Below are 26,406 nucleotides of genomic sequence, written 5' to 3' on the forward strand. Positions count from 1 at the left end.
TTTTCTGCATTTCAAGAGTTTAGGATTGATTGTTTCGGGGTAATCTATTATTATGAACGAGAAGGAATTATTTTTTTTGCCCTAGTGGGAACGAAAATTCTTCATAGGGACAAAAACGTTCCCAATAGAAGTTGTCAGGAGGTGTCCTATGGAAGTTCTACAGGCACAGCTAACTCTGATGCCGGAGTGGAAAGACATGCTTCAGCAACGCTATCACATCTTATACACCATCGCTTTATCTAAAGGAATTGGCCGACGGACACTCGCAGAGAATTTACAGCTCTCGGAACGAGAAGTCCGAAAAGAGTTCGATCAACTAAGAGGGCAGGGTTTGATTCACATTTCGCGCGATGGCGCAGAAATCACAGAATCGGGTCACCTCGTATTGACGTCTCTCAAAGCACTGGTCGACGAGTGGTCAGGTAGACACGAAAAAGAACGCAAGCTGCAACAACGTTTTGGAATTGCAGAAGTGCACATCGTTCCTGGGAACAGTGACGATTCGATTCAAAGTCAAACACTCCTTGCAGATGAAGCAGCCAGATGGATTGTGTCGCATTTAGACTCTAGAATGATTACGGCAGTTACAGGTGGGACAACGATTGCGAAAATCGCTGATCAGTTACCACTTACAACCAAGTATCAAGAGCTTCAGTTTATTGCCGCTCGTGGCGGAATCGGGAAAGATGTTCAATTACAAGCCAACACCATCGCTGCCATGTTCGCAGAAAAGATGAATGGCTCGTATAAGACGCTCTATATCCCGGACAGACTAAGTGAATCCGCTTATGACGCTATGCAGCAAGAGCCTTTTGTTCGAGAGATGATGGATCTGTATGAACAGATGTCTATCCTCGTTCACGGAATCGGTGACGCAGCAGAAATGGCGAGGCGCCGCAGCTCAAGTTCAGAAGAACTCAAGCTGTTAAAGTCGCAACAAGCTGTCAGTGAAGCGTTCGGTTATTATTTCAATGCCAAAGGCGAAGTCGTCCACCGCATCCGCACGATAGGAGTTCAACTCGAGCAACTCGAACAGACTCCATTTATTGTGGCAGTAGCTGGTGGCGCTCAAAAAGCACAAGCACTTGATTCCTATTTTCAACAGGCACCTAAACAGACTGTATTGATTACAGACGAAGGGGCAGCCGATCATCTTATAAATTCTACAACTTATTAGGAGGAAATTAGTATGACAATCAAATTAGCAATCAACGGTTTTGGACGTATTGGACGAAAAGTATTCCGCGAGGCACTAACAAACGATCAAGTAGAAGTAGTAGCAGTTAACGATTTAACAAATGCTGCAATGCTAGCTCACTTATTAAAATTCGATACAGTACACGGAACATTAAATGCAGAAGTAACTGCTGAAGAAGATGGATTCGTAGTAGACGGTCGTAAAATCAAAGTATACGCAGAAAAAGATCCTTCAGCTCTTCCATGGGGCGAGCTTGGTGTAGATATCGTTATCGAATCTACAGGTATCTTCCGTTCACCTGAAAAAGCACAAGCTCACATCGATGCTGGCGCTAAAAAAGTTATCGTTTCTGCTCCTGGTGAAGGCGGAATGCCAACATACGTAATGGGTGTTAACCACGAAGAGTATGATGCAGCTAACGAAAACATCGTATCAAATGCTTCATGTACAACAAACTGTCTATCACCTGTAGCGAAAGTATTGAACGACAAGTTCGGTATCAAACGCGGTATGATGACAACAATTCACTCGTACACAAATGACCAACGCATTCTTGACTTGCCACACAGCGACTACCGTCGTGCACGTGCAGCAGCTGAGAACATGATTCCAACATCAACTGGTGCAGCTGCAGCAGTAGGTAAAGTACTTCCAATGCTAAAAGGTAAAATCGACGGCATGGCAGTTCGTGTTCCAACTCCAAACGTGTCACTAGTTGACTTTGTTGCAGAACTCGACAAAAACGTAACAATCGAAGAAGTCAATGCAGCTCTTAAAGAAGCAGCAGCTGGCGACTTGAAAGGTATCCTTGAGTACCAAGAGCTTGAGTTAGTTTCTACTGACTACAACGGAAACACGCACTCTTCAATCGTAGATGCGGCTTCCACAATGGCTATCGGAGACAACTTGGTGAAAGTTCTTTCTTGGTACGATAACGAGTCAGGATACTCTGCACGTTGTATCGACCTAGCTGTATACATGGCTTCAAAAGGTCTTTAATATCCCGTGCATCGATGCACATGAACCTCTATAATAAGAGCAGAGGGTAAACAAGAGTAAGGGCTACCCTTACTCTTTTTATTTGCCCACATTAAAAAGTGACCATATCCTGGGAGGTTTTTACATGCTAGCAAAGAAGACAATGAAAGACGTAGAACTGAATGGAAAGCGCGTATTTTGTCGCGTCGACTTCAACGTGCCAATGAAAGACGGAAAGATCACAGATGACACACGTATTCGTGCAGCACTACCAACAATCAAGCACTTGATCGAACAAGGAGCTAAAGTCATTTTAGCAAGTCACCTTGGCCGTCCAAAAGGCGAAGTGAATGAAGACCTGCGCTTAACGGCTGCAGGAGAGCGTCTAAGTGAGCTGTTGAACCAACCGGTAACTAAATTAGATGAATCTGTAGGAGCAGACGTAGAAGCGAAGATTTCCGAGATGCAATACGGAGATGTCGTCCTTCTAGAAAACGTTCGCTTCCATGCAGGGGAAGAAAAAAATGATCCAGAACTTGCGGAGCAATTTGCAAAGCTTGCGGACGTCTTCGTCAACGACGCATTCGGTGCTGCGCACCGTGCGCATGCGACAACTGCAGGAATCGCAAAGCATCTTCCAGCTGTATCTGGACTCTTGCTTGAAAAAGAATTAGATGTATTAGGAAAAGCTCTATCCGAGCCGGACCGTCCGTTCACAGCCATCATTGGCGGAGCGAAAGTAAAAGACAAAATTGGTGTTATCGAAAACTTACTTGAAAAAGTAGACCACTTGATCATCGGTGGAGGTCTTTCATACACGTTCTTGAAAGCTCAAGGCCATGAGATCGGAACGTCTCTTTTAGAAGAAGACAAGATCGAACTTGCGAAGTCGTTCATCGACAAAGCAAAAGAAAAAGGCGTCAAGCTGCACTTGCCACAAGACGCTGTGATTGCAAAAGAATTTTCAGCAGACACGGAAACACAAGTCGTTTCTTCGGATGCGATTCCGTCTGACTGGATGGGCTTAGACATCGGTCCGAAAACGGCAGAACACTATGCGTCTATCATCAAAGACAGCAAGTTGATTATCTGGAACGGCCCAATGGGTGTGTTCGAGATGGAGCCGTACTCTAAAGGTACGCGTGCAGTCGCAGATGCAATGGCAGCTACAGAAGGCTACACAGTCATCGGTGGTGGCGATTCAGCAGCAGCAGTAGAGTTGTTCGACGTAGCTGACAAGATGGATCACATCTCGACTGGTGGCGGTGCGTCACTTGAGTTCATGGAAGGCAAAGAACTTCCTGGCGTATCCGCACTTCACGATAAAGAATAGGAGGCACTCACTATGCGTAAACCCGTTATTGCAGGAAACTGGAAAATGTTTAAAACCGTTGGAGAAGCGAACTCGTTTTGGGAAGCGGTAAGTGGAGCGACAGTTGACACAGAGAAAGTAGAAGCGGTCATCTGTGCACCTTACTTGCAACTCCCATCACTTGTTCAATCGGCTTCAGGCTCCGCGTTTCATATCGGAGCACAAAACATGCACGAGGAACAAGAAGGCGCGTTCACTGGCGAAATCAGTGGCGCGATGTTGAAAGACCTTGGTGTCACTCACGTCATCATCGGTCACTCAGAGCGTCGTCAGTATTTCAACGAAACGGATGACTCTGTCAATGCGAAAACGAAGGCAGCACTAGAGCAGGGACTGACTCCTATCGTCTGTGTAGGTGAAAGCTTAGAACAGCGTGAAGCTGGTGACACAGAGACTATCGTGTCGAATCAAGTAGCTGCAGCGTTCGAAGGTCTAACGGAAGAACAAGTAGAAAAAACTATCGTTGCGTACGAGCCAATCTGGGCAATTGGGACAGGCAAGACAGCTACAGCGGACGATGCCAACCAAGTATGCCAAGCAATCCGTGAAACACTTCTTGACCTTCACGGGGAAGAAGCGGCAAACGCAACACGCATCCTTTACGGAGGTAGCGTGAAGCCTGCAAACATCGACGAACTTCTAACGAAAGAAGATATCGACGGAGCTCTAGTAGGTGGCGCAAGTCTTGAAGCAGAGTCGTATCTGCAACTTGTGGAGGCGGCTCAGAAATGACAAAGCCAACTGCTTTAATTATTTTGGACGGCTTTGCTTGCCGGAATGAAACGGTAGGTAACGCCGTTGCACAAGCCAACAAACCGAACTTTGATCGCTACTGGAACCAGTTCCCTCATAGCCAACTGACGGCTTCAGGGGAAGCGGTAGGTCTTCCAGAAGGGCAGATGGGGAATTCGGAAGTCGGGCACTTAAATATTGGTGCCGGACGAGTCGTTTACCAAAGCCTAACACGCATCAACAAGTCGATTCGTGAAGGCGACTTTTTCACGAACCCTACGTTCCTTGCCCTACTTGAGAAAGTGAGAGCAGCAGGCGGAAGACTTCATGTAATGGGTCTTCTATCAGATGGCGGCGTACACAGTCACTATGAACACTTGCACGCGTTACTTCGCTTAGCAAAAGATAGCGGTGTCTCTGAGACATTCGTCCACGGCTTCTTAGATGGACGTGATGTCGGACCGGCGACTGCGATACCTTATGTCGAAGAAACAGAACGTGTCATGTCAGAACTTGCTTACGGGAAGTTTGCGACGATCAGTGGTCGTTATTATGCGATGGACCGCGACAAGCGCTGGGAACGAGTGCAGCTTGCTTTTAATGCGATCGTCAATGGACAAGGTCCTCGTTATGCGGATGCTGGATCAGGAATTCAAGCTTCGTACGAAGGCAACATTGTCGATGAATTTGTGATTCCGTTTACAGTAGGAACAGAAGAAGGTCCCACGGAAGTCTTTGAACAGGGAGACGGCGTCATCTTCTTCAACTTCCGTCCAGACCGTGCAATTCAACTGGCAACAGCTCTGACCAATTCGCATTTTGCAGAATTTGACCGTGGCGCGCATTTCTTTGAGAACCTGCCGTTTGTATCCTTTACGGAATACAGCGATACGGTCATCGGAGAGATCGCTTACGAGAAACAAGATTTGAAAAACACAATCGGCGAAGTGTTGTCTGCTCACGGCAAGACGCAGCTCCGTATTGCGGAGACCGAGAAGTACCCACACGTCACGTTCTTTATGAGCGGTGGCCGTCATGAAGAGTTCCCAGGCGAAGGGCGTATTTTGATCAACTCGCCAAAAGTGGCGACGTATGATTTGCAGCCTGAGATGAGCGCTTATGAAGTGACGGAAGCGTTGGTGGAAGCGATTGAAAATGACCGCTTTGACGCGATTCTGTTAAACTTTGCGAATCCGGACATGGTCGGTCACAGCGGCATGCTCGAGCCTACTATCAAAGCAATCGAAGCGGTAGACGAGTGCTTAGGTCGTGTTGTAGACGCCCTCCTTGCTAAAGGTGGAGAAGCGATCATTACAGCGGATCATGGGAATGCCGACGAAGTCATTACGACTGAAGGTAATCCGATGACAGCTCATACGACAAACCCGGTGCCTGTCATTGTTACGCGTAACGAAATAGCGCTTCGCAATGATGGAATTTTAGCCGATTTAGCCCCAACTATGCTAGACTTAATGGGGATTGAACAACCTGTCGATATGACAGGAAAAACATTACTTGAAATGGAGAGACGATAATGCCAATTATTACAGACGTATTTGCTCGTGAAGTTCTTGATTCACGCGGTAACCCAACAATTGAAGTAGAAGTATTCACGGAAAGCGGCGCATTCGGCCGTGCTATCGTTCCTTCTGGCGCATCTACTGGAGAATATGAAGCAGTAGAATTGCGTGATGGCGACAAAAGCCGTTATTTAGGTAAAGGTGTTCAAAAAGCAGTAGAACACGTGAACACAGTCATTGCAGATGAATTGGAAGACAACTATACAGTATTAGATCAAGTAGCAATCGACCAAGCGTTGATCGAACTTGATGGCACAGAAAACAAAGGCAACTTAGGTGCGAACGCAATCCTAGGTGTTTCTATGGCCGTTGCACATGCAGCAGCAGATTACCTGGATATGCCTCTTTATCAGTACCTTGGTGGTTTCAACGCGAAACAATTGCCAGTACCGATGATGAACATCTTAAACGGTGGAGAGCACGCAGACAACAACGTGGATATTCAAGAATTCATGGTTATGCCTGTTGGAGCAGAATCGTTCCGTCAAGCACTTCGCATGGGCGCTGAAATCTTCCACAGCTTAAAATCTGTACTAAAAGAGCGCGGATTGAACACAGCAGTTGGTGACGAGGGCGGTTTCGCACCGAACTTGAAATCGAACGAAGAAGCTCTTGTAACAATCATGGAAGCAATCGAAAAAGCGGGCTACAAGCCAGGAGAAGAAGTTCTTCTTGCTATGGACGTTGCGGCTTCTGAACTCTTCAACAAAGAAGACGGCAAGTACCACTTATCTGGTGAAGGCGTTGTAAAAACGTCTGAAGAGATGGTGGACTTCTACGAAGAGCTTTGCAACAAATACCCAATCGTCTCTATCGAAGACGGTCTAGACGAAAACGACTGGGACGGCTTCAAGCTGTTGACAGAGCGTATCGGCGGAAAAGTACAACTTGTTGGTGACGATCTATTCGTTACAAACACGAAAAAACTAAAAGACGGTATCGAAAAAGGGATTGCGAACTCGATCTTGATCAAAGTAAACCAAATCGGTACATTGACAGAGACGTTTGAAGCAATCGAAATGGCGAAACGTGCTGGCTACACAGCAGTCATCTCTCACCGTTCTGGTGAATCAGAAGACGTAACAATCGCAGATATCGCAGTCGCTACAAACGCTGGTCAAATCAAGACAGGTGCACCATCACGTTCTGACCGTGTGGCAAAATACAACCAGTTGCTTCGTATCGAAGATATGCTCGATTCAACAGCTGAGTATTTAGGCCGCGAAACTTTCTATAATTTGAAAAAATAATACAGGTCAGCTTGTCACTACCTGAGAAGTCTGATAAAATTAACTCTGTTGTCTATGTTCTGATCAGGAGGTGGAGTGAATGCACGCGTTTCTATTGACATTACTTGTCATCGTATCGCTAGCATTAATCGTAGTTGTGTTATTGCAATCAGGGAAAAGTGCCGGGTTATCTGGAGCCATCTCTGGTGGAGCAGAGCAACTGTTTGGTAAACAAAAAGCACGTGGAATGGAACTGGTTCTACACCGTGCCACAATCGTACTTTCTGTACTATTCTTTGTTCTCACAATTGCTGTTATGAAACTATAAATGTACTTTAATCGCCTGACCGCATGTTATGTGGTTGGGCGTTTTTTTCAAGTTTGAACTAAAGTGGAGGGAAGCTTATGCGAATTTCTACACCCAAGCCGTTTTTCTTTGAAGCGGGAAAACGCGCTGTATTGTTGCTTCACGGATTTACAGGCAACTCGTCCGATGTCCGAATGCTCGGCCGCTTTCTAGAAAAGAACGGCTACACATCGATTGCGCCACACTATAAAGGTCATGGCGTTCCTCCTGAGGAACTGATTGCGACGGGCCCAGAAGATTGGTGGCAAGATGTAGTCGGAGCGTATCAAGAACTGAAAGACAAAGGCTATGAGGAGATCGCTGTCGCAGGATTGTCGCTAGGTGGCGTATTTTCTTTGAAAGTTGCGTCTGAGATGCCAGTCAAAGGCGTTGTCACGATGTGTGCACCGATGACGATGAAGACGACGGAGCTGATGTTTGAAGGAGTTCTTGGCTACGCTCGCGAATATAAAAAGTATGAAGGCAAGTCACAAGAAGTCATCGATGCCGAAGTCGAAGCGATTAGACAAACGCCGATGCAGACGCTGCCAGAGCTGCAACAGCTGATTCAAGACGTGCGAGGAATCGTCGACCACGTTTACGCGCCGTTATTTGTTGTTCAAGGTCGTCTAGATGATGTTATCGACACAAACTCAGCCAACATCATCCATGAAACAGCGGAGTCGACAGACAAGCAAATCAAATGGTATGAAAAGTCAGGACACGTCATCACGCTGGACCAAGAAAAGGAACAGCTGCACGAAGACATCTTGGCATTTTTAAATAAATTGGATTGGAGCGAGTAATGCCGCTCCTTTTAGGAAATAGTAAGACAAGGGAGGGATCGAGATGGAACTAGAACAATTGGAAACCATATTGCTTGAGTTGATGCGACAAGACGACTACAAGCCGATGACTACTAAAGAATTAGAAGCGCATCTTCAAATAGACGATGCTGACGATTTCAAAGAATTCGTCAAAACGCTCGTGCGTCTCGAAGAAAACGGCAAAATCGTGCGTTCACGTTCAAACCGCTACGGTGTGCCAGAACGCATGAACTTGATTGCTGGGAAATTCATCGGGCATGCTCGTGGATTCGGATTCGTAGCTCCAGAAGAAGAAGGCATGGATGATATTTTCATCCCACCTACTGAAATCAATGGAGCATTCAACGGGGACATGGTCCTTGTGCGCGTGTCCTCATCTTCATCCGGAGACCGCCGCGAAGGCTCAATCATCAAAATCACAAAACGTGGACTCGACCGCATCGTCGGAACGTTCCAAGACAACAAAGGCTTCGGTTTCGTCATTCCAGATGACAAGAAGCTGCCAATGGATATCTTTGTGGCTAAAGGCGACACATTAGGCGCTGCTGAAGGGCACAAGGTTATCGTTGAAATCACTGACTGGCCATCTGGACGCAACTCGGCTGCCGGAAAGATTTCGCAAATCCTTGGGCATAAAAATGACCCGGGTGTCGATATTCTTTCTATCATCCACAAACACGGGATTCCGACAGAATTCCCTGAAGACGTCCTCGAGCAAGCAGAAGCTACTGGAGATACAGTAGACCCTGCAGACCTTGAAGGACGCCGCGACTTGCGCGAAGAAGTCATCGTTACAATCGATGGCGCGGATGCAAAAGACTTGGACGATGCCGTAGCCGTCAAGAAACTCGACAATGGCAACTACGAGCTTTCTGTTCACATTGCAGACGTCAGCCATTACGTGACAGAACATTCTCCTATCGACTTAGAAGCACTTGAGCGTGGAACGAGTGTGTACCTAGCTGATCGCGTGATTCCGATGTTGCCTCACCGTCTCTCTAACGGGATATGTTCGTTGAACCCGCAAGTAGACCGTTTGACATTATCTTGTGTGATGGAAATCGACGCACAAGGACAAGTTGTAAATCACGAAATCTTTGAAAGTGTCATCAATACAGCGGAACGCATGACGTACCGTGATGTCTACTTAATTTTAGAAGAAAACGATCAGGAACTGCGCACTCGTTATGAGCCGCTTGTCCCGATGTTTGAACTAATGGCAGAGCTAGCTGCTGTATTACGAAACAAACGCGAACAGCGCGGAGCGATCGACTTCGACTTCCCAGAAGCGAAGATTCTAGTGAATGAAGACGGCTGGCCAACAGAAATCGTCAATCGTGACCGTACGGTAGCTGAAAAGCTGATCGAAGAATTCATGCTCGCTGCGAACGAAACGGTCGCTCAGCACTTCAAATGGATGGACGTCCCGTTCATGTACCGAATTCACGAAGATCCAAAACCTGAGAAGCTGCAACGTTTCTTCGAGTTCTTGACGTCATTCGGACTGGTTGTCAAAGGCTCAAGCAATGATATTCATCCAAAAGCACTTCAAGAAATCATCGAGTCAATTGAAGGTTTACCAGAAGAGCCAGTCATCTCGACAATGCTCCTTCGCTCGTTACAGCAAGCGAAGTACGATCCAGAATGCTTAGGTCACTTTGGTCTGTCGACTGAATACTACACGCATTTCACATCACCAATCCGTCGTTACCCAGATCTAATCGTGCACCGTCTGATTCGCACGTATTTAATTAAAGGCGACCTTTCGGAATCGACAATCCGTCACTGGCAAGCCAACCTTGGAGACATCGCAGAACATGCTTCTAAGATGGAACGCCGTGCAGTGGACGCAGAACGTGATGTGGAAGCACTGAAGAAAGCGCAGTTTATGGTCGATAAAATCGGGGAAGAGTTTGAAGGAATTGTTAGCTCTGTCACGAACTTCGGTATCTTTGTAGAGCTTCCAAACACCATCGAAGGCTTGATCCACGTGACGAACCTGTCAGATGACTACTATAACTTCGACGAGCGTCAGATGATGATGCGCGGAGAACGCACAGGACGCGAGTTCCGTCTTGGAGATGAAGTGAAAGTCAAAGTCACGAATGTCACGGTAGAAGAGTCGTCCATCGACTTTGAAATCGTCGGCATGGTAAAAGCAGCAGGACGTGAGCGTCGTCAAACACCAAAAGTCATCATTGCGAGCCGTTCGGCGAAGCAGCCTGACCGCGGTGGCAAACGCGGCGACAAGGACACAAAAGGCAAACCGAAAGCAAAAGGCAAGCCATCTCAAAAGAAACGCTTCTTTGAAGATGTAGCCAAAAAGAAGAAAAAGAAACGAAAAAAATAGGGAGGCTCGTGCTTCCCTCTACTGTAGGTGAGTTCAATGGCAAAAAAACACGATGACAAGGTACTCGCACAAAACAAAAAAGCCTCTCACGATTATTTCATCGAAGATACGATGGAAGCTGGTATCGTCTTGCAAGGGACTGAAATCAAATCCATTCGGAACGGCCGTGTGCAATTAAAAGATTCATTCGTTCGCATTCGCAACAACGAAGCGTGGATCTCCAACATGCATATCAGCCCGTACGAGCAAGGAAACCGGTTCAATCACGATCCGTTACGTGTCCGCAAATTGTTGTTACACAAGAAGCAGATTAATGAATTGATCGGCAAGACGAAGCGAGACGGTTATACGATTGTGCCTCTTAAAATGTATGTCAAAAATGGCTATGCGAAACTATTGATTGGTTTAGGGAAAGGAAAGAAAGACTACGACAAGCGCAGCGACATGAAGAAAAAAGAAGCAAAGCGTGAAATCGAACGTGCTTTCAAAGCCCGCAATCAGTAAATCAGTTGAAGTTTGACCTTCTCTGATGTATAATAACTCTAGAACAACCAAGTTCACTTTTTCCATATCGGGGACGTTATGGATTCGACAGGAATGGTTCAAGCTTGGGTGGCGCGTCAGAGGCTCGGCTCTGTAAAAACGGAACCTATAATAACAGGCAAAACAAACAACAACTTAGCATTCGCTGCTTAATAGCGTGAATCTGCTCTATGTATCCATCGCCCATGTGGCTATGTAGAGCTCACTCTCAGTGGGATACGGTAGCTGGTGCAGTCTGAGTCAGCTACAAGAGATTTCCAGACTAGTCCATCGGACGCCTGCTTATCGGCAGAAGATCGGATGAATCTTAATAGGTAAGCTACACGCGTAGAAGCTCAAGTGTTGGAGTTTCTGGACGCGGGTTCAAATCCCGCCGTCTCCATTTTTCAGCAGTCCGGTGGGGCTGTGATGAATGGTTTATAACCGGAAGTTCTACTTCCAAGAAAGCCTCTTAATCTCATTGAGATTGGGAGGCTTTTTCTTTATGGCTTAAAAACTCCTCCTAGAGGAAAGACCCTGGGTGAGGTGCCTGTCTTAGACTCAATTCTGGCAGTTGATGAGACTCAGTTCGAGACAGAGTCGAAGAAGTGTGGCTCTTCAACTGCCGATCTAGAATTGTGGCTGTGCCAGGCTCCGTATGGATACATCAGAATCGAGGGGCAATAAAGTCTTCATCCCTTACAAAACTATGAATCTTCTCTAAGAACAATAAACCAAAGGTGCAGGACTCGCTTTTTGAGCGAGTCCTGCACCTTTCTTTATCGTACGGGAGAAAATCCATACTAAATCAGGAAACAAGACAAGTTTACCAGTACTTTGCCGGAAATTGTGGAAAGTCAGAGTTCCTGAGTCTGCTCTGCCTCTATAGTAGTTGAAGATATCTACAAGCATGCTCTCTATAACTAAGTAGTGGCGGGCTGTGCTGGAGCAAGGCCCTATTCTTATAGCTTTAACATACAGTTTAGAACAGCGGTTGTGGATTTCATTTGATTTGATTTGCTTGAAAGATGATCTAATTTTATACGGATCAGAAAAAATATGTAGACACAATTCTCATAACACATTAGCTGTGGAGTACAGTGCAAAAAATTGCTGAATGATAGGTAAAACTGAAATTTATGAAAATGAAATTATCAAATTTTCTAGAAAATATCACCAAATCTCTTGAGAACCTCTAGTTAGTAATATATTGGAATGATAAAATAAGTAATATATTCAAATGCTAATCAAATGATTTTATTACTTTTTAATTTCTTATAAGGCGGTGAGCTTATTGTTTAATAAAATGTTAGATAACAAAAAAACTGGTATTGTCGGAGATGCTTTGAAGCCTTACTTTAAGAAGAATGCCAAAGTAGCAATCATGTCATCTTACTTTACAATTTATGCGTTCGAGGCTTTAAAGAAGGAATTAATGAAGGTGGAAGAGGTTCGATTTTTATTTATTGAGCCTACATTTACTTCAGAAAAATATACAAAAACAACTACTGACAGTGATAAAACAGACCGAGAAAAAAAGTTGTCTGGTTCTGAACTTGAAATTAAGATGCGGAATGAACTTACACAGGCGAAGATCGCTAAAGAATGTGCGGACTGGATAAGTTCAAAAGTAAAGATGAAGTCCCTGACATCACCATTAACACAGAATCGCCTAGTCCATATTGAAAACAAAGATGGTTCATCAGTAGCTATTCAAGGGAGCTCTGATTTTACTAGCAGCGGATTAGGCTATACATATTCCCCGAGTCTTCATATGAATTCTTTAATGGACGAGCCGCTATTAACAAAACAATATATTCAGTGGTTCAATGACGTTTGGCACAACGATGCAATTATTGAAGAAGTGAAAGAAGAAGTTTTGGAAAGAATCGCATCGATTTATGAAGATCACTCTCCAGAATTTCTGTATTACGTTACGCTATACAATATTTTCAGTGACTACCTGGAAGAATTCGATGAGGATGCGATTGTAAAGTCAAAGACAGGATTTAAAGACACTACAATCTGGAATAAGCTTTATAAATTCCAAAAAGATGGTGTACTAGGAGCCATTGATAAATTGGAAAAGCATAATGGTTGCATCATTGCAGATAGCGTAGGTTTGGGGAAAACATTCGAAGCTCTTGCAGTTATTAAATATTACGAGTTGAGAAATGATCGAGTACTTGTATTGTGCCCAAAAAAATTAAGAGAAAACTGGTTAATCTATACTCAAAACGATAAGAGAAACATTCTTTCAACGGATCGCTTCAACTACGATGTATTGAATCATACCGACTTGAGTCGTACAGACGGATTGTCTGGAGATATTAATTTGTCTACTGTGAACTGGAGTAACTACGACTTAGTCGTTATTGACGAGTCACATAATTTCAGGAATAACCAGGCAAGAAATGACAGGGAAACTCGTTATTCTAGACTCATGAATCAAATTATTAAAGCGGGTGTTAAGACAAAGGTTCTAATGCTATCAGCAACGCCTGTAAACAACAAAATGAATGATTTGAAAAACCAAGTCGCCTTTATCACAGAAGGTAAAGATGAAGCTTTGGAGTCAGCAGGTATTGAAAGTATTGAACAAACGTTAAGAAAAGCACAACTGTCCTTCAATAAATGGCTCAAGTTAGATGAAAACGAGCGAAAATCAGACAATCTCTTGGAAATGTTGAACTTTGATTATTTCAAGTTACTTGATGCAGTTACCATCGCTCGTTCAAGAAAGCATATTGAAAAATACTACGATATGTCCGAGATTGGTAAGTTTCCACATCGATTAAAGCCAGGCAACGTATATGCTGATATTGATGAGTACAATGAATTCCCTGAAATAAAGGAAGTCAATAAGCTCATTAACAGATTAAATCTAAGTGCGTACTCACCGCTGAAGTATGTAATGCCTGAAAAGCAAGAAGAGTATAGTCGTAAATATGATAAGAAAGTGAAAGGCGGTTCAGTCTTTAAACAAATTGACCGTGAACGCAGCCTTGTTCATCTGATGAGGGTAAACTTGCTTAAACGGATGGAAAGCTCCATTCACTCATTTGGTATGACAGTAGCTTCTCTTTTAAAAAAAATCGATGATTTGTTACTGAAGCTTGATAATATTCAGCAATACTCCAATGCCGATATTAATATTAATGAAATTGATATTGATGATGAAGATATTGAAAACATGCTAATTGGATCTAAGGTGAAAGTCCTGCTGCAAGATATCGACCGTATTAAGTGGGAGCAAGATTTAGAGGATGATAGACAGAAGCTAGAGCAGTTACTCATTGAATCAGCAAAAGTACAAGCTCCACGGGATGCCAAGTTAAATAAACTTAAAGCCATGATTGATCAAAAGCTCCTGCATCCTATCAATAGAAAAAACAAAAAAATCATCATTTTCACAGCTTTTGCAGATACAGCAACTTATTTATATAAAGAGTTATCAGTATGGGTTGCAAAAAAACATGGTGTTAACTCAGCGCTAGTCACGGGTTCTGGAGTAAATCAAACTACATTGAAAGGAATCCAGAAAGATTTAAATTCTATACTGACGAATTTTTCACCTGTTTCAAAGGAAAGAAATAAAGTCGATTCAAAAATACTGGATGAAATTGATATCTTGATTGCAACTGACTGTATTTCAGAAGGTCAGAACCTACAAGACTGTGATTACCTTATCAATTATGATATCCACTGGAACCCAGTTCGAATTATCCAACGCTTTGGTCGAATCGATCGATTAGGCTCCAAGAATGATGTCATTCAACTGGTGAACTTCTGGCCGAACCTAGATCTGGATGAGTACATTAACTTAGAAGCACGTGTCAGTGGTAGGATGGTGCTTCTTGATATTTCAGCTACAGGTGAAGAGAACGTGATCGAATATGACGAAAAGAAACAGATGAACGATTTGGAATACCGTAAAAAACAGTTGAAGCAGCTCCAAGAAGAAGTTGTTGATTTAGAAGACATCTCTGGAGGTATCTCTATCACTGACTTAACTTTGAATGATTTTAAAATGGACTTACTGGATTATATGGAAACGAATGAGAACAAGGTTGAGACAGCTCCGCTAGGGTTACATGCGATTGCCTCGCTTCAATTGGCTCCGTCTTCTGATACCGAACCAGGAGTAATATTCTGTATCAAACAAAGAAATACAGAGGCAAAAGTAAAAGAAACAAGTGCACTCTATCCATATTATCTTGTGTATATGAATATGGATGGAGAGATTCGACTAGGACATTTAAAGACAAAGCAGATATTGGATCTCTTCCGTAAAGTTGCTAATGGTCAAGCACACGTGCTCAATGAATTAGTTGACCAGTTCAATCAAGAAACAGAGAACTTGAGCGACATGTCTTCTTATAAATATCTGCTGGACAAGGCAGTCGAATTCGTTCTGGGTATTGTTGAAGAGCAAGGGATGGGGTCATTATTCAGTCTTGGAAATTCTAATCTATTAAAGAATACGGCTACAACTTCAGATGACTTTGAATTGATATCATTTTTAGTGATGAAGTAGGTGATGGAATGAGAGAATGGTTGATAAATCGATTGCAGATACCGCAACGGACCGTGCTAAACCGTAAAATACCAAAGAAAGCCTTTTTTACTCAAACCGACCTTTCTACGACGGAAAAGGAATTGTTTACTTCTGATATTGAGGGGATGCACTTAATAAGTGTTATGAATCAACAAAGTATGAATATTCCCAGCTTTCAAGATGACGAATTCAATTATTCAGAAGTAGTTTGGATATATGTCGATTTAAGAATCACTAAAAATATCAATAAAATTGCAAGTGCTATTCACAAGGCTATTCCCAATCCAGTCGTATTAGTAGCTGGTTCTTCGGAAGGTCGAATTCTTTTGAGTACCAGTCACAAAAGACTTAATAAAAATGACAAAGCTAAAGTTGTTGTCGACCAAACTGCCATTACCGACTGGTTTAATCCAAGGGAAGAAAATACCGCATATTCCAATTTACTGAACGCATTAATTGTTTCAAATTTATCTTTTGAAAATCTACATAGCTTTTACGAGGATATTCATCTCTGGATAATATGTGAAGAATTAATTCAGTTAATAGGCACCATACCTACAAATTCCGTCAAGCGAGAAGAAGTGGTCAATATATTAATTAATGTTCAGAAACATTGTAAAGATGTCGAACAATTGCAACTTGAGCAGAAAGGCCAAATTGATTTTGGTAATAAGATGGAATTGCATATAAAGATAAAGCAGCAAGAACAGCAAATAAATCTTCATTTACAACAAATAAGGGAGTTGTGTTAATTGCAAAAGCTAGAAGGTCGAACTTTCAATGTAGTGCAGGATAATATAGAAAAGTTAAAAGGATTATTTCCAGAAGTATTCACGGAGAACAAAATTGATATTGATAAATTGCGTCTTGCTCTTGGGGATAATGTGGAAAAAGATAAAGAAAGGTACGAATTCACCTGGAACGGTAAAACACAATCAATTGAGCTTGCACAAAAACAAACAACAGGTACCCTACTACCTTGTAAAAAAGAAAGCTTGAATTGGGAGACTACTCAAAACTTATATTTAGAAGGGGACAATCTTGAAGTCCTTCGTGTTCTACAAAGTGCATATCGAAATAAGATCCAAATTATATATATAGATCCACCATATAATACTGGAAAAGATTTTGTATACAAGGATGATTTTCATGATAACTTGAACAATTATAAAATAAAAAGTAATGAAAATATGAAATCTAATCCTGAAACAAATGGTAGGTATCATACTGACTGGTTAAATATGATGTATCCAAGATTAAAAATAGCTAAAAGTCTCCTCAAAGAAGAGGGATTTATTGCGGTATCTATCTCAGACGAAGAATTGCATAACTTAAGAAAACTCTTAGATGAAATATTTGGTGAGAATAACTTTAGAAACGATATTCTGGTTAGAAGATATGATAAAAATATTAATAATCAGTTTGTTGATAAGGGGTTAAAGTCCTTAAATGTAGGGTCCGAGCATATTTTAATATATTCAAACAGTGAGTCTGCATCTTTAAATGCTGTTTTTAGAAAATCTAATGAAGAAAGAAGTGCGAATGGTTACTGGAAAGGGTTTTGGAATGATGCCGATCGACCTACGATGAGATATGATATTTTAGGGTTTACACCTACAAGTGGTCAATGGAAGTGGAGAAAAGAACTTGCAGAACAAGCTGTGCAAAATTACATTGAATATTTAAATAATTTTGCTGATAAATACACTTTAGAAGAGTATTGGGAAAATACAGGGAAAAAATTAAAATTTATAAGAAGACGTAAACATCTAACTGGAAAGAATATGGGTGTAGAGCACTGGGTAGCACCAAGCGAAGGAATACTGAGGTCTAGTAACTGGAATGATTTATTAGTTTCAGAGAGCATTTCAAATCTTGAAATCCCATTTGATAGCCCTAAAAGTACAGAAGTTATTAAAGAATTACTAAAAATGTTATCAGACGATAATGCCACAGTTTTAGATTTCTTTTCGGGTTCCTCATCTACTGCACATGCTGTGTTGAAACTTAATGCTGAAGAACAAGCTACTAGAAAATTCATTATGGTACAACTACAAGAACTAACTGATGAGAAGTCAAACGCATACAAAGCAGGTTATAAAAATATTTGTGAAATAGGTAAAGATCGTATTCGTAAGGCTGGAGAAAAAATTAAAACACAGCACGCATTAACTGATGAACTTGATACTGGCTTTAAGGTATTCAAGCTAGATGAAACTAATTTGAAGATATGGGATGAGGAGTCTCTGAATCTTGAAAAGGACTTATTAGATTTAATTGATCCTGTAAAAGAAAATCGCACTCAAGAGGATGTTGTGTACGAAATTTTACTTAAATATGGAATAGAACTAACAGTCCCTATAGAAGAGAAAGTTATAGCTGGAAAAAGTGTCCATCTGGTAGGCATGGGATATCTACTAATCTGCTTAGAGCAAAATTTAGAGTTGAATGAGATTGAAGAGTTCGCAAAACTTAGTCCCGCAAGAATTGTATTTTACGATGAAGGGTTTAAGGATGATACCGTTCGAACCAATGCTCAACAAATACTGAAAAGATATGGAGTGCATGATATTCGTGTAATTTAAGTTGTAGACTACTTAAAAAATTCCAGCGGGGGTTTATAATGAAATTTGAACTAGTTAATGAGTATTGCAATGCAACAGGTAGAAACTTTAGAGTTATTAAAGTTACATTATCCAATAATTTTGCCAAGGATAGAGACTTTATAAAATTATTAAAAATCAAAAGTAAGCAATTGGCTACCTCTGTAAATAAACAAGCAGCAAATAATTCAACTCAAACAAGGTCAAAGGAAAGAATACTTATAAACTGCGCTGCTGGTATATTAGCCGAAGTGTGTTGGAAAAAATGTATTAATATGTATTACAAACATAATTTTGTAACAGAAACAAACTTTGACAAATCTTCAAATCAGATTGACTTATTTGTAATACATTCAGGAAAAAGTATAGAGGTTAGATCCTCCTTCCCAAGGAATGGAGTAAACTTTGCATTATGTGACCCAACTTACCAGTTTGATGTAATTGGACCATATACAAATAGTGTAAAGGTAAATGAACCATCAAAAGATTTTTATGTTAGAACTTTGTATCCAATCAATGTAAAAGACTTTATGGATTTTTTAAATAATGATTCAGTAGAATTTTTCCTTACAGGGGGAGCAAAGTGGGATATGATGACAGATTCAACTTTATTTAAAGATAAAGATTTTATTCCAGATGATGCTGTTGCTGAAGAGAAGTCAATCTATAGAGTAGTACCTTTTGAAAAGGCATTAGATACTATTGAAATTCTAGAAGAACTAAAATACTGATTTAAAATATCGGGGGGATATCAACTTGAAAATTAAGTTCGATGAACAACAATACCAACTTGATGCCATTCAATCGGTCACTGATATCTTTAAAGACCAAACGGTAAAAGTATCTAACTTTACGGTAAGTATGGGTGATATTGTTGGACAAGAAATAACTGAGCTTGGGATTGGAAACAAGCTGGAGTTGTCAGAAGCGGAAGTCCTTGAAAATATTCAAAAAGTACAGGTGAGAAATCATCTTCAAAAGAGCACGAGTATTCAAGACTGGAACTTTACAGTCGAAATGGAAACAGGGACTGGGAAAACATATGTATATACAAGAAGTATATTTGAATTAAATAAGCTATATGGTTTTTCAAAATTCATTATTGTTGTGCCAAGTGTGGCCATTCGTGAAGGGGTCTATAAATCACTTCAAATGACCGAAGATCATTTTGCTGAAGAGTACCCTGGACAACATTGTCACTATTTTAAATATGATTCTTCAAAATTGGAACAAGTACGTGAATACGCAACAAGCACCAACATTGAAGTAATGATTATTAACATTGATGCGTTTAAGAAAAGCTTTGATGATCCAGAAAAGGAAAACAAGGCTAACCTGATTCATCGTGAAAGAGACACAATGAACGGGAAAAAGCCGATTCAATTTATCCAAGAAACTAACCCTATCGTAATTATTGATGAGCCACAAAGTGTAGATAACACGGATAAAGCGAAGGAAGCTATCGCTTCATTAAATCCACTTTGTAAATTACGATATTCTGCTACTCATAGGGACACATACAATCTGATGTACAAGTTGGACCCTGTTGATGCCTATGAAAAGAAGCTCGTTAAGAAAATAGAAGTACTATCCGTCAAATCCGATGACGATTATAACGATCCATATATTAAACTCGTTAATGTCTCAAATAAAAATGGATATAAGGCCACTGTTGAAATAGATGAGAAGAAGAAAAATGGTACTGTAACCAGAGTGAAAAAGGAAATAAATCCTAACAATAAGAATAACTTATATTTATTATCAGGTGAGCGGGAACTCTATAGTGGTTATATTGTTGAAGGCATTAACTGTTATCCCGGAAACGAAATGATTGAATTCGAAAATGGTAAGGTACTGAAACTGGGAGAATCGATTGGTGGTATCGATGATGATTTACTAAAGAGATATCAAATAAGAGAAGCGATCCGTACACATTTAGATAAAGAGAAAAGGCTTGTCCATCAAGGAATCAAAGTACTTACTCTTTTCTTTATAGACAAAGTAGAGAACTATCGAGTTTATCCAAAAGGGCAGCCTTGGCAAAAAGGAAAGTATGCCAAAATTTTTGAAGAAGAGTATGCTTCCCTTATCAAGTTACCCAAATACCAATCGCTGTTTAAAGAAGACCAATATATATCGAATCAGAGTGCAGATGAAGTCCACGACGGATACTTTTCACAGGATAAGAGCGGAAATTATAAAGATAGTAATGTTGCGAAAGATGGCAGCCTACGGTCGAATAAAGATGATGAATCTGCATTTGAACTCATCATGAAAGAAAAAGAAAAGCTACTAAGCTTTGAGACGCCGTTGCGATTTATCTTTTCCCACTCTGCGCTTAAAGAAGGATGGGATAACCCAAACGTCTTCCAAATCTGCACTTTAGTTGAAACAAAGGACCCTTTCACTAAGCGGCAAAAAATTGGTCGCGGCTTGCGCTTATCCGTAAATCAAGATGGGCAAAGACAGTATGATGAAAATATCAATGTTCTTACAGTAATTGCAAATGAGTCGTACCAAGATTTCGCAGAGTCACTTCAAAAGGAAATGGAAGATGAAACTGGTGTGAAGTTTGGATATCTTGAAGAACAATCCTTCTCTACGATCATCATGACCGATCAGCTTACTGGAGAGTCTATAGAAGTAGGCTGTGAGTATTCTGCAAAAGTGTACTCCTTCCTTGTAAAAGAAAACTACCTTGATGAAAAAGGAAAAGTTGAAACGAAGTTGAAGGAAGCAATTGCAGCTGATACTTTCGCTGTTCCTGATGAATTTAAAAAAATAAAGCATGATATTGAAGAAGTCATAAGAAAATCCATTAAGAGGTTACCGATTTTCAATAAGAAAGATGAAGTGGAAATCAAACTGAATAAAGAAGTTCTCTTGAGTGATGAGTTTAATCAACTATGGAGCCAGATAAAGTACAAGACGACGTATTCGGTAGATTTGGATTCTAATTTACTTAAAAGCCGTTGTATAGATGCAATACAAAAGCTAGACGCCTTTAAGGCTAGGAAAATAAAACGAGAAAATGCCTTATTAAAAGTGGATCAGTCTGGAGTTTCAGGTGAGGGACAGACCATGCGTGTATATGAAGCGGTAGAAGAGAAACGTCGTTTGCCAGATATCCTTCGTTATTTACAAGAACAAACAAATTTAAAAAGACGTACACTTGTTGATATCTTGATTGGTTCCAAGCGTTTGAAGGACTTCGAAAAGAATCCACAAGCATTCATGGAAGCTGTCATGAAAATCATTAACAGAGAAAAGAAAAAGCTAATTATCGATGGAATCAAATATGAGCGAATTGGTGACCATGCCTTTTATCAGCAATCTTTATTTGAGCATCAGGAGCTTGTTGGGTATATGAAAGCCAATGCCGTTAAAGTTTCTAATGACAAATCAGTCTATAATTACATTCGCTATGATTCGAGTGTAGAGCGAGCATTCGCAGAAAAGCTTAATACTGATGAAGACGTGAAGTTATTTGTTAAGCTTCCTTCATCATTCGTAATAGACACTCCACTGGGCAACTACAATCCCGACTGGGCGGTATTGGTTGAAAAAGAAGGAGTAGAAACCTTATTCTTCGTTGTTGAGACAAAGGGGAGCACTGAACAGGAAGATCTTCGAATGAAAGAGGATGGAAAGATCAGATGTGGTCGGAAGCATTTTGCTGCACTTGAGAACGGCGTCACATATAAGCTCGCTAACAGTTATGAAAAATTCAAAATGGAAATATAAATCTGTAGGTTAATCTTGTTTATCAGTACCTAATTGTTCTACTCAAATTAGCAGATGAAACGAAGTCAATACACTTTGTCTGTAATTTGACCAAGAGATGTAGGATATGTGTGAAAAGCAATTTATATCCTAGATTCATGTATGAAACAGAAGAAGAACTTTGAACGCTAGTGGGTATAAAGGCATAGATAGACATGAAGTTTAATAAAGATTATGACGACTGGGCAAAAGATTGGGATGAGGACATCAATGCTTACCGGTTGCCGTCATCATGAGCAATGGATGTCAATTGTAAATGTAAAGCCGAGGGTCTAATACAAAGAGCGCTAGCTTGGAAACTGGGCATTGGTCTAGAAACCTTATCAAAAATTGAGAACGGTCGTGACAATCTGCAAGTAATAATTAAAACCGAAGAGTATCTGAATGAAGAATGATATTGAAGTTCACTTCAACAAAAGAGCAGCCAATAAACAACTAAGTTTTGGTTGCTTTTTAATTTACTATCATATTGTCTGAATAGAATAAAAGAGGGGAGAGTTTACTTTGAAGGAGGAGAAAAAAGATATAGTCGAATTTGAAAATGGCGAAATAAGCTTTAGAAATGATACTTCAGTAAAGAAATATAAACATGATTTTGAATTACCACCAGAAATCATGGATGCTGTAGCAAAAGCATTGCAAGGTAAACAAAAATTCAAACAAGAAATTCAAGCAGTTGGAGAAACAGCTCAGAGTTTGTGGGAAGTAATAGTAACACCCGAATTTCAAGAAGGTATTTCAAATGGAGACTTGATAATAAAGAAAGGATCAATTGTAATAAGAAACGCTGCAACGGGTAGGTTTGTAGGGAAAGCTAAGCTGCAAGAAGCTGAAAGACATTTAGAAAAAGCTAAACAAACAACTGCTCTTTCAAACATTTCTAGAAGTATATGCACTTTATCAGGTCAAATGCAGGCGGCAGAAATTTCAAGGAGACTAGAAGCTATTGATGAAAAGATAGAGCATATAAATGAGTTTCTATGGCGAGAAAAGGTTTCAACTTTAAATGGAATAAAATCTGTAATTGAAGAAGCGATAGATTCACTTCCTAATCAGAGAGCTATTGAAAGAGTTAATGCTTGTATAGCAGAGCTAATAATTTTATCAAATTTTTTCGAAGCGACAATTGAAGACATTTTAAAACGTAAAATTCAACATAGCCTTAAAGAAGATTTTATCGAAGGACTGAAAGTATGGGATATATTCAATAAAAATAGAACGGAATATAATAGCAATTATATTAAAAAGTCAAAAGAACTAATTGATGAATTTGGGTTTCTAATAGAAATTTATTTTCAGACTTTAGGATTAATCGGAACGTGTTATCAAGTAATTGGTGAATATCAAAATTCAAAAAGATACTATACTACGCTTAGTGAGAAAGTTAAATTATATTCCTTGGAATTAGCGAACAAGCTGGTATATATATTCAATATCAAAGACATAAGCATTGATGAGAAAATAACATTATCTGATATACATGAAAAATTAGAAACAAGAAAATTACCTTTAATAGATAGCGTTAAGGAAAATGAAGTCATTATTGAAAGTGCCAATCAAATGCATGACAGACTGTCAGATACTCAATTTAAAAATGTGAAGGTTTCTTATCTAGTAGATCCGAAAATTATTTGGGGAAGTGATAGTGATGATTGAATCAAATTGCCCTATTTGTAATCGTAGAAGGAAGTTTAATACAATCAAGGAAAATAAATTTAGATGCGATTCATGTCAGACTGAATTTAAAATTTGTATAAATAAAGACTGCTCTAATATGACAAAAAGGGGATTACTATGCAAAGAATGTGTTGGAAAAGGTATGAAAAATGGCGGTGCAGTTGCTCTGACAGGTCTGGGTACAGTTGGAGCATATGTCGTTAAGACATTATTGAAAAAAGGTAAATGAGCTAGGGATATAAGCATTAGAAGTACAGAAGGAAATGTATTACTGCAATCTTAGTTATCAATTAATAATAGTTAGTCGTTCCTATTAAAAGTAGCCGTGAAATTTATTATAAATTTGGTAAATACCAATACTATGATTGAGCATTGAGGAATTTGTATTTTTTCATACATGCTAATTACAAAAAATGGTATAGAAAGAAAGGAAACTATAATGCTAACCCCAAAACGAATCAGAGACTATGGAGTAGTAATTGGAAAGTTAGGGACGGGACCATTAAATGCAATTACAGATGTAGCAGGAGTTTCGGTTGGACATGTGACACTCAGTGAGAAAAATGTGCAAACTGGCGTGACAGCCATTATTCCTCATCAAGACAATATCTTTGAAAATAAATTGATTGCCTCGAGTCACGTGATCAATGGTTTTGGAAAGACGATGGGGACCATTCAGATTTCGGAATTAGGCACGTTAGAATCTCCCATTTTATTGACGAATACGTTAAGTATTGGAGTGGCTGCGGATACGTTAATAGATTATATGTTAGAGAAAAATCCGGAGATTGGAAAGACTACAGGCACGATCAATCCTGTGATCGGTGAATGCAACGATATGTTTTTGAATGATATAAGAGCCAAATCGGTTAAACCGGAACATATTCTTCAAGCACTTGAAAATGCATCTTCTGAATTTGAGGAAGGTTCGGTTGGAGCGGGAACTGGAATGCTCTGTTATTCGTTAAAGGGAGGGATTGGTTCTTCTTCTCGAATAATGGAGATGAGTCATGGAACCTACACGATGGGTGTTTTGGTGCTTTCGAACTTTGGTATTTTAAGTGACTTGCTGATAAAAGGGAAGGCTGTTGGCGAAGAACTGAAGGCTGCCATTGAAGACTCGGATAAGGAAGAGGACAAGGGCTCCATTATGATGATCGTGGCTACGGACCTTCCAGTTTCCGAAAGACAACTAAATCGAATTATCAAAAGGTCGGTTACTGGCCTATCGAGAACAGGGTCTATCATTACGCATGGGAGCGGGGAAATCGTTATAGGGTTTTCCACAGCAACAAAAATTCCACACTATAAGCCTGAAAAACTACTGGAAATTCCTCAAATTCACGAAGAGGATTTGGATTTGGCATTCAGAGCCATCCGAGAAGCCACAGAAGAAGCGGTATTAAACTCGTTAATAACTGCCGAAGCGGTTGTTGGGCGAGACGGAAATCATAGACCGGCATTTAAAGATTTGATTGATGAGTTTGGCATTTCACTCACGAACTTGTGATTGCATATGTGTCCAAAAGTGATGGATTCAGTTATCTAAGAAACGATGTGAACTTAGATAAAGGTACCTGTCCCCAAAACAAATCCGGAATTCAAGATTATTCAATAGGTATACAAATCGAAGCCGCAATGGATCAACAAAAAAACTTATCTCTCGATCAAACCAAAAAAACGGCACTTCCTTTTCGGAAATGCCGTTTCTATTTCTATTAAACCAAGTCAATTTATATCATCATGGGTAAGCATACTTATTCCGTTTAAGCCGGGTTTGTCGACCAGAGTCCTGCGCTTTTTACGAAGACACGTGGGTGCAGTTTCAAGCTTGCGACAATTAAGTCAGCGAGATCTTCTGGATGCATGACGCGTTCTACATCGCCAGTAATCAAATTAGACTCTTGCGCAAGATCAGTGGCCACGGTACTTGGCGTCATAGCCGTTACGCGGATATTGTGCTTGCGTACTTCAAGGGCAAGTGATTCCGTAAGACCTAAGACTGCGAATTTCGAAGCACTGTACGCGCTCGTCACTGGAGCTCCTTTTTGCCCAGCAGATGACGAGATATTGATGATATCGCCTGAGCTTTGTTCAATCATGCCTGGCAGTACAGCACGCGTTGTGTTATAAACGCCCATTAAGTTAACGTCGACAATATTCTGCCACTCTTCCGGAGACAAATCCATAAAGCCTCCAAATTTTGCGATGCCAGCATTGTTAATCAGAATATCAATTGCGCCAAGTTCACTTTTGAGTTGTTCGATTGCTTGCTCGATTGCAGAAAGATCCGTCACGTCTGCAGAAGCAGTCGCTACTAGGACACCAGTATCTTTCAGTTCATTCGCCACATTATCTAAATTCTCTTGATTCAAACCGATTAAACCGACATTAACTCCTTCGTTCGCAAGCGCTATGGCTGTTGCACGGCCAATACCGCGTCCGCCGCCTGTAATGATCGCTGTCTTTCCTTTGATTGTTTCCATCGTAACACTCCTCATTGTGGGGATAATGGTTTCCACCTTGATCTACTTTTTTATTATCGATGTTTTCTAGAAGAAATGCATGTATAGTGACTTAACGAAACTTTTGTAATGGTAAAAGAAACTGTCTCTGAACAAAGTTTCAATGAGACTGTTTTGTTGGCACTC

At 40.6% G+C, this 26,406-nt stretch carries 20 protein-coding genes and 1 other RNA gene; 20 read left to right on the top strand and 1 reads right to left on the bottom strand.

What is annotated here, in order from left to right; genetic code table 11:
* Positions 1-148: 148 nt before the first annotated feature.
* The 20 genes from CQS04_RS08510 to CQS04_RS08605 all read left to right on the top strand — a co-directional run bounded on the left by CQS04_RS08510 (position 149) and on the right by CQS04_RS08605 (position 25,265).
* On the top strand, positions 149-1,177 hold the full coding sequence (locus CQS04_RS08510; protein ID WP_100353724.1) for a sugar-binding transcriptional regulator: 1,029 nt from the start codon (positions 149-151) through the stop codon (positions 1,175-1,177).
* A gap of 12 nt (positions 1,178-1,189) precedes the next feature.
* Positions 1,190-2,197: a type I glyceraldehyde-3-phosphate dehydrogenase gene (gap, locus tag CQS04_RS08515; protein ID WP_094942285.1), complete on the top strand. Its 1,008-nt coding sequence runs from the start codon at positions 1,190-1,192 to the stop codon at positions 2,195-2,197.
* A 124-nt stretch (positions 2,198-2,321) separates the two neighbouring features.
* Positions 2,322-3,509, top strand: a complete 1,188-nt coding sequence (locus CQS04_RS08520) for a phosphoglycerate kinase (protein WP_100353725.1) — start codon at positions 2,322-2,324, stop codon at positions 3,507-3,509.
* A 12-nt stretch (positions 3,510-3,521) separates the two neighbouring features.
* A complete protein-coding gene (tpiA, locus tag CQS04_RS08525; protein ID WP_100353726.1) occupies positions 3,522-4,280 on the top strand; it encodes a triose-phosphate isomerase in 759 nt (252 codons plus the stop codon).
* A complete protein-coding gene (gene gpmI / locus CQS04_RS08530) occupies positions 4,277-5,815 on the top strand; it encodes a 2,3-bisphosphoglycerate-independent phosphoglycerate mutase (RefSeq protein WP_100353727.1) in 1,539 nt (512 codons plus the stop codon). Before tpiA ends, gpmI begins: the two co-directional genes overlap by 4 nt.
* On the top strand, positions 5,815-7,110 hold the full coding sequence (gene eno / locus CQS04_RS08535) for a phosphopyruvate hydratase (RefSeq protein ID WP_100353728.1): 1,296 nt from the start codon (positions 5,815-5,817) through the stop codon (positions 7,108-7,110). The genes gpmI and eno overlap by 1 nt, the downstream gene beginning before the upstream one ends.
* A gap of 79 nt (positions 7,111-7,189) precedes the next feature.
* Entirely contained in the window at positions 7,190-7,417 is a 228-nt protein-coding gene (gene secG / locus CQS04_RS08540) for a preprotein translocase subunit SecG (RefSeq protein ID WP_094942280.1), read from the top strand.
* A 77-nt stretch (positions 7,418-7,494) separates the two neighbouring features.
* Positions 7,495-8,241: an alpha/beta hydrolase gene (locus tag CQS04_RS08545; RefSeq protein ID WP_100353729.1), complete on the top strand. Its 747-nt coding sequence runs from the start codon at positions 7,495-7,497 to the stop codon at positions 8,239-8,241.
* Between the two features lie 43 nt (positions 8,242-8,284).
* Positions 8,285-10,612 carry a ribonuclease R gene (rnr, locus tag CQS04_RS08550; RefSeq protein WP_100353730.1) on the top strand — a complete coding sequence of 776 codons (2,328 nt, stop codon included), beginning with the start codon at positions 8,285-8,287 and terminating at the stop codon, positions 10,610-10,612.
* A 36-nt stretch (positions 10,613-10,648) separates the two neighbouring features.
* On the top strand, positions 10,649-11,116 hold the full coding sequence (gene smpB, locus CQS04_RS08555) for an SsrA-binding protein SmpB (RefSeq protein ID WP_100353731.1): 468 nt from the start codon (positions 10,649-10,651) through the stop codon (positions 11,114-11,116).
* A gap of 69 nt (positions 11,117-11,185) precedes the next feature.
* Positions 11,186-11,540: a transfer-messenger RNA gene (gene ssrA / locus CQS04_RS08560) on the top strand.
* Positions 11,541-12,440: 900 nt separating this feature from the next.
* A complete protein-coding gene (locus CQS04_RS08565) occupies positions 12,441-15,671 on the top strand; it encodes a helicase-related protein (RefSeq protein WP_100353833.1) in 3,231 nt (1,076 codons plus the stop codon).
* 8 nt (positions 15,672-15,679) lie between these two features.
* Entirely contained in the window at positions 15,680-16,444 is a 765-nt protein-coding gene (locus CQS04_RS08570; protein ID WP_100353732.1) for a DUF4391 domain-containing protein, read from the top strand.
* Entirely contained in the window at positions 16,445-18,277 is a 1,833-nt protein-coding gene (locus CQS04_RS08575; RefSeq protein ID WP_100353733.1) for a site-specific DNA-methyltransferase, read from the top strand.
* Positions 18,278-18,315: 38 nt separating this feature from the next.
* The gene (locus CQS04_RS08580) at positions 18,316-19,026 is read left to right on the top strand and encodes a hypothetical protein (RefSeq protein ID WP_100353734.1); all 711 of its coding nucleotides are present in this window, start codon (positions 18,316-18,318) and stop codon (positions 19,024-19,026) included.
* 25 nt (positions 19,027-19,051) lie between these two features.
* Positions 19,052-22,039 carry a type III restriction-modification system endonuclease gene (locus CQS04_RS08585; protein WP_100353735.1) on the top strand — a complete coding sequence of 996 codons (2,988 nt, stop codon included), beginning with the start codon at positions 19,052-19,054 and terminating at the stop codon, positions 22,037-22,039.
* Positions 22,040-22,317: 278 nt separating this feature from the next.
* Positions 22,318-22,473 carry a helix-turn-helix domain-containing protein gene (locus CQS04_RS14055; RefSeq protein WP_100353736.1) on the top strand — a complete coding sequence of 52 codons (156 nt, stop codon included), beginning with the start codon at positions 22,318-22,320 and terminating at the stop codon, positions 22,471-22,473.
* A 109-nt stretch (positions 22,474-22,582) separates the two neighbouring features.
* Entirely contained in the window at positions 22,583-23,734 is a 1,152-nt protein-coding gene (locus CQS04_RS08595; protein WP_100353737.1) for a hypothetical protein, read from the top strand.
* Complete coding sequence (locus CQS04_RS08600) at positions 23,727-23,984, top strand: hypothetical protein (protein WP_100353738.1); 258 nt, start codon at positions 23,727-23,729, stop codon at positions 23,982-23,984. Before CQS04_RS08595 ends, CQS04_RS08600 begins: the two co-directional genes overlap by 8 nt.
* 210 nt (positions 23,985-24,194) lie before the next feature.
* On the top strand, positions 24,195-25,265 hold the full coding sequence (locus CQS04_RS08605; protein WP_100353739.1) for a DmpA family aminopeptidase: 1,071 nt from the start codon (positions 24,195-24,197) through the stop codon (positions 25,263-25,265).
* A gap of 256 nt (positions 25,266-25,521) precedes the next feature.
* Here CQS04_RS08605 and CQS04_RS08610 read toward each other — a convergent pair whose 3' ends face one another.
* The gene (locus tag CQS04_RS08610; protein ID WP_100353740.1) at positions 25,522-26,241 is read right to left on the bottom strand and encodes a 3-ketoacyl-ACP reductase; all 720 of its coding nucleotides are present in this window, start codon (positions 26,239-26,241) and stop codon (positions 25,522-25,524) included.
* Between the last annotated feature and the right edge of the window lie 165 nt (positions 26,242-26,406).

The sequence above is a fragment of the Chryseomicrobium excrementi genome, from assembly GCF_002798305.1.
Classification (GTDB): domain Bacteria; phylum Bacillota; class Bacilli; order Bacillales_A; family Planococcaceae; genus Chryseomicrobium; species Chryseomicrobium excrementi.

Coding starts and splice junctions, on each gene's coding strand:
- CQS04_RS08510 (WP_100353724.1), top strand. CDS start 149: ATGGAAGTTCTACAGGCACAGCTAACTCTGATGCCGGAGTGGAAAGAC.
- gap (WP_094942285.1), top strand. CDS start 1,190: ATGACAATCAAATTAGCAATCAACGGTTTTGGACGTATTGGACGAAAA.
- CQS04_RS08520 (WP_100353725.1), top strand. CDS start 2,322: ATGCTAGCAAAGAAGACAATGAAAGACGTAGAACTGAATGGAAAGCGC.
- tpiA (WP_100353726.1), top strand. CDS start 3,522: ATGCGTAAACCCGTTATTGCAGGAAACTGGAAAATGTTTAAAACCGTT.
- gpmI (WP_100353727.1), top strand. CDS start 4,277: ATGACAAAGCCAACTGCTTTAATTATTTTGGACGGCTTTGCTTGCCGG.
- eno (WP_100353728.1), top strand. CDS start 5,815: ATGCCAATTATTACAGACGTATTTGCTCGTGAAGTTCTTGATTCACGC.
- secG (WP_094942280.1), top strand. CDS start 7,190: ATGCACGCGTTTCTATTGACATTACTTGTCATCGTATCGCTAGCATTA.
- CQS04_RS08545 (WP_100353729.1), top strand. CDS start 7,495: ATGCGAATTTCTACACCCAAGCCGTTTTTCTTTGAAGCGGGAAAACGC.
- rnr (WP_100353730.1), top strand. CDS start 8,285: ATGGAACTAGAACAATTGGAAACCATATTGCTTGAGTTGATGCGACAA.
- smpB (WP_100353731.1), top strand. CDS start 10,649: ATGGCAAAAAAACACGATGACAAGGTACTCGCACAAAACAAAAAAGCC.
- CQS04_RS08565 (WP_100353833.1), top strand. CDS start 12,441: ATGTTAGATAACAAAAAAACTGGTATTGTCGGAGATGCTTTGAAGCCT.
- CQS04_RS08570 (WP_100353732.1), top strand. CDS start 15,680: ATGAGAGAATGGTTGATAAATCGATTGCAGATACCGCAACGGACCGTG.
- CQS04_RS08580 (WP_100353734.1), top strand. CDS start 18,316: ATGAAATTTGAACTAGTTAATGAGTATTGCAATGCAACAGGTAGAAAC.
- CQS04_RS14055 (WP_100353736.1), top strand. CDS start 22,318: ATGGATGTCAATTGTAAATGTAAAGCCGAGGGTCTAATACAAAGAGCG.
- CQS04_RS08600 (WP_100353738.1), top strand. CDS start 23,727: ATGATTGAATCAAATTGCCCTATTTGTAATCGTAGAAGGAAGTTTAAT.
- CQS04_RS08605 (WP_100353739.1), top strand. CDS start 24,195: ATGCTAACCCCAAAACGAATCAGAGACTATGGAGTAGTAATTGGAAAG.
- CQS04_RS08610 (WP_100353740.1), bottom strand. CDS start 26,241: ATGGAAACAATCAAAGGAAAGACAGCGATCATTACAGGCGGCGGACGC.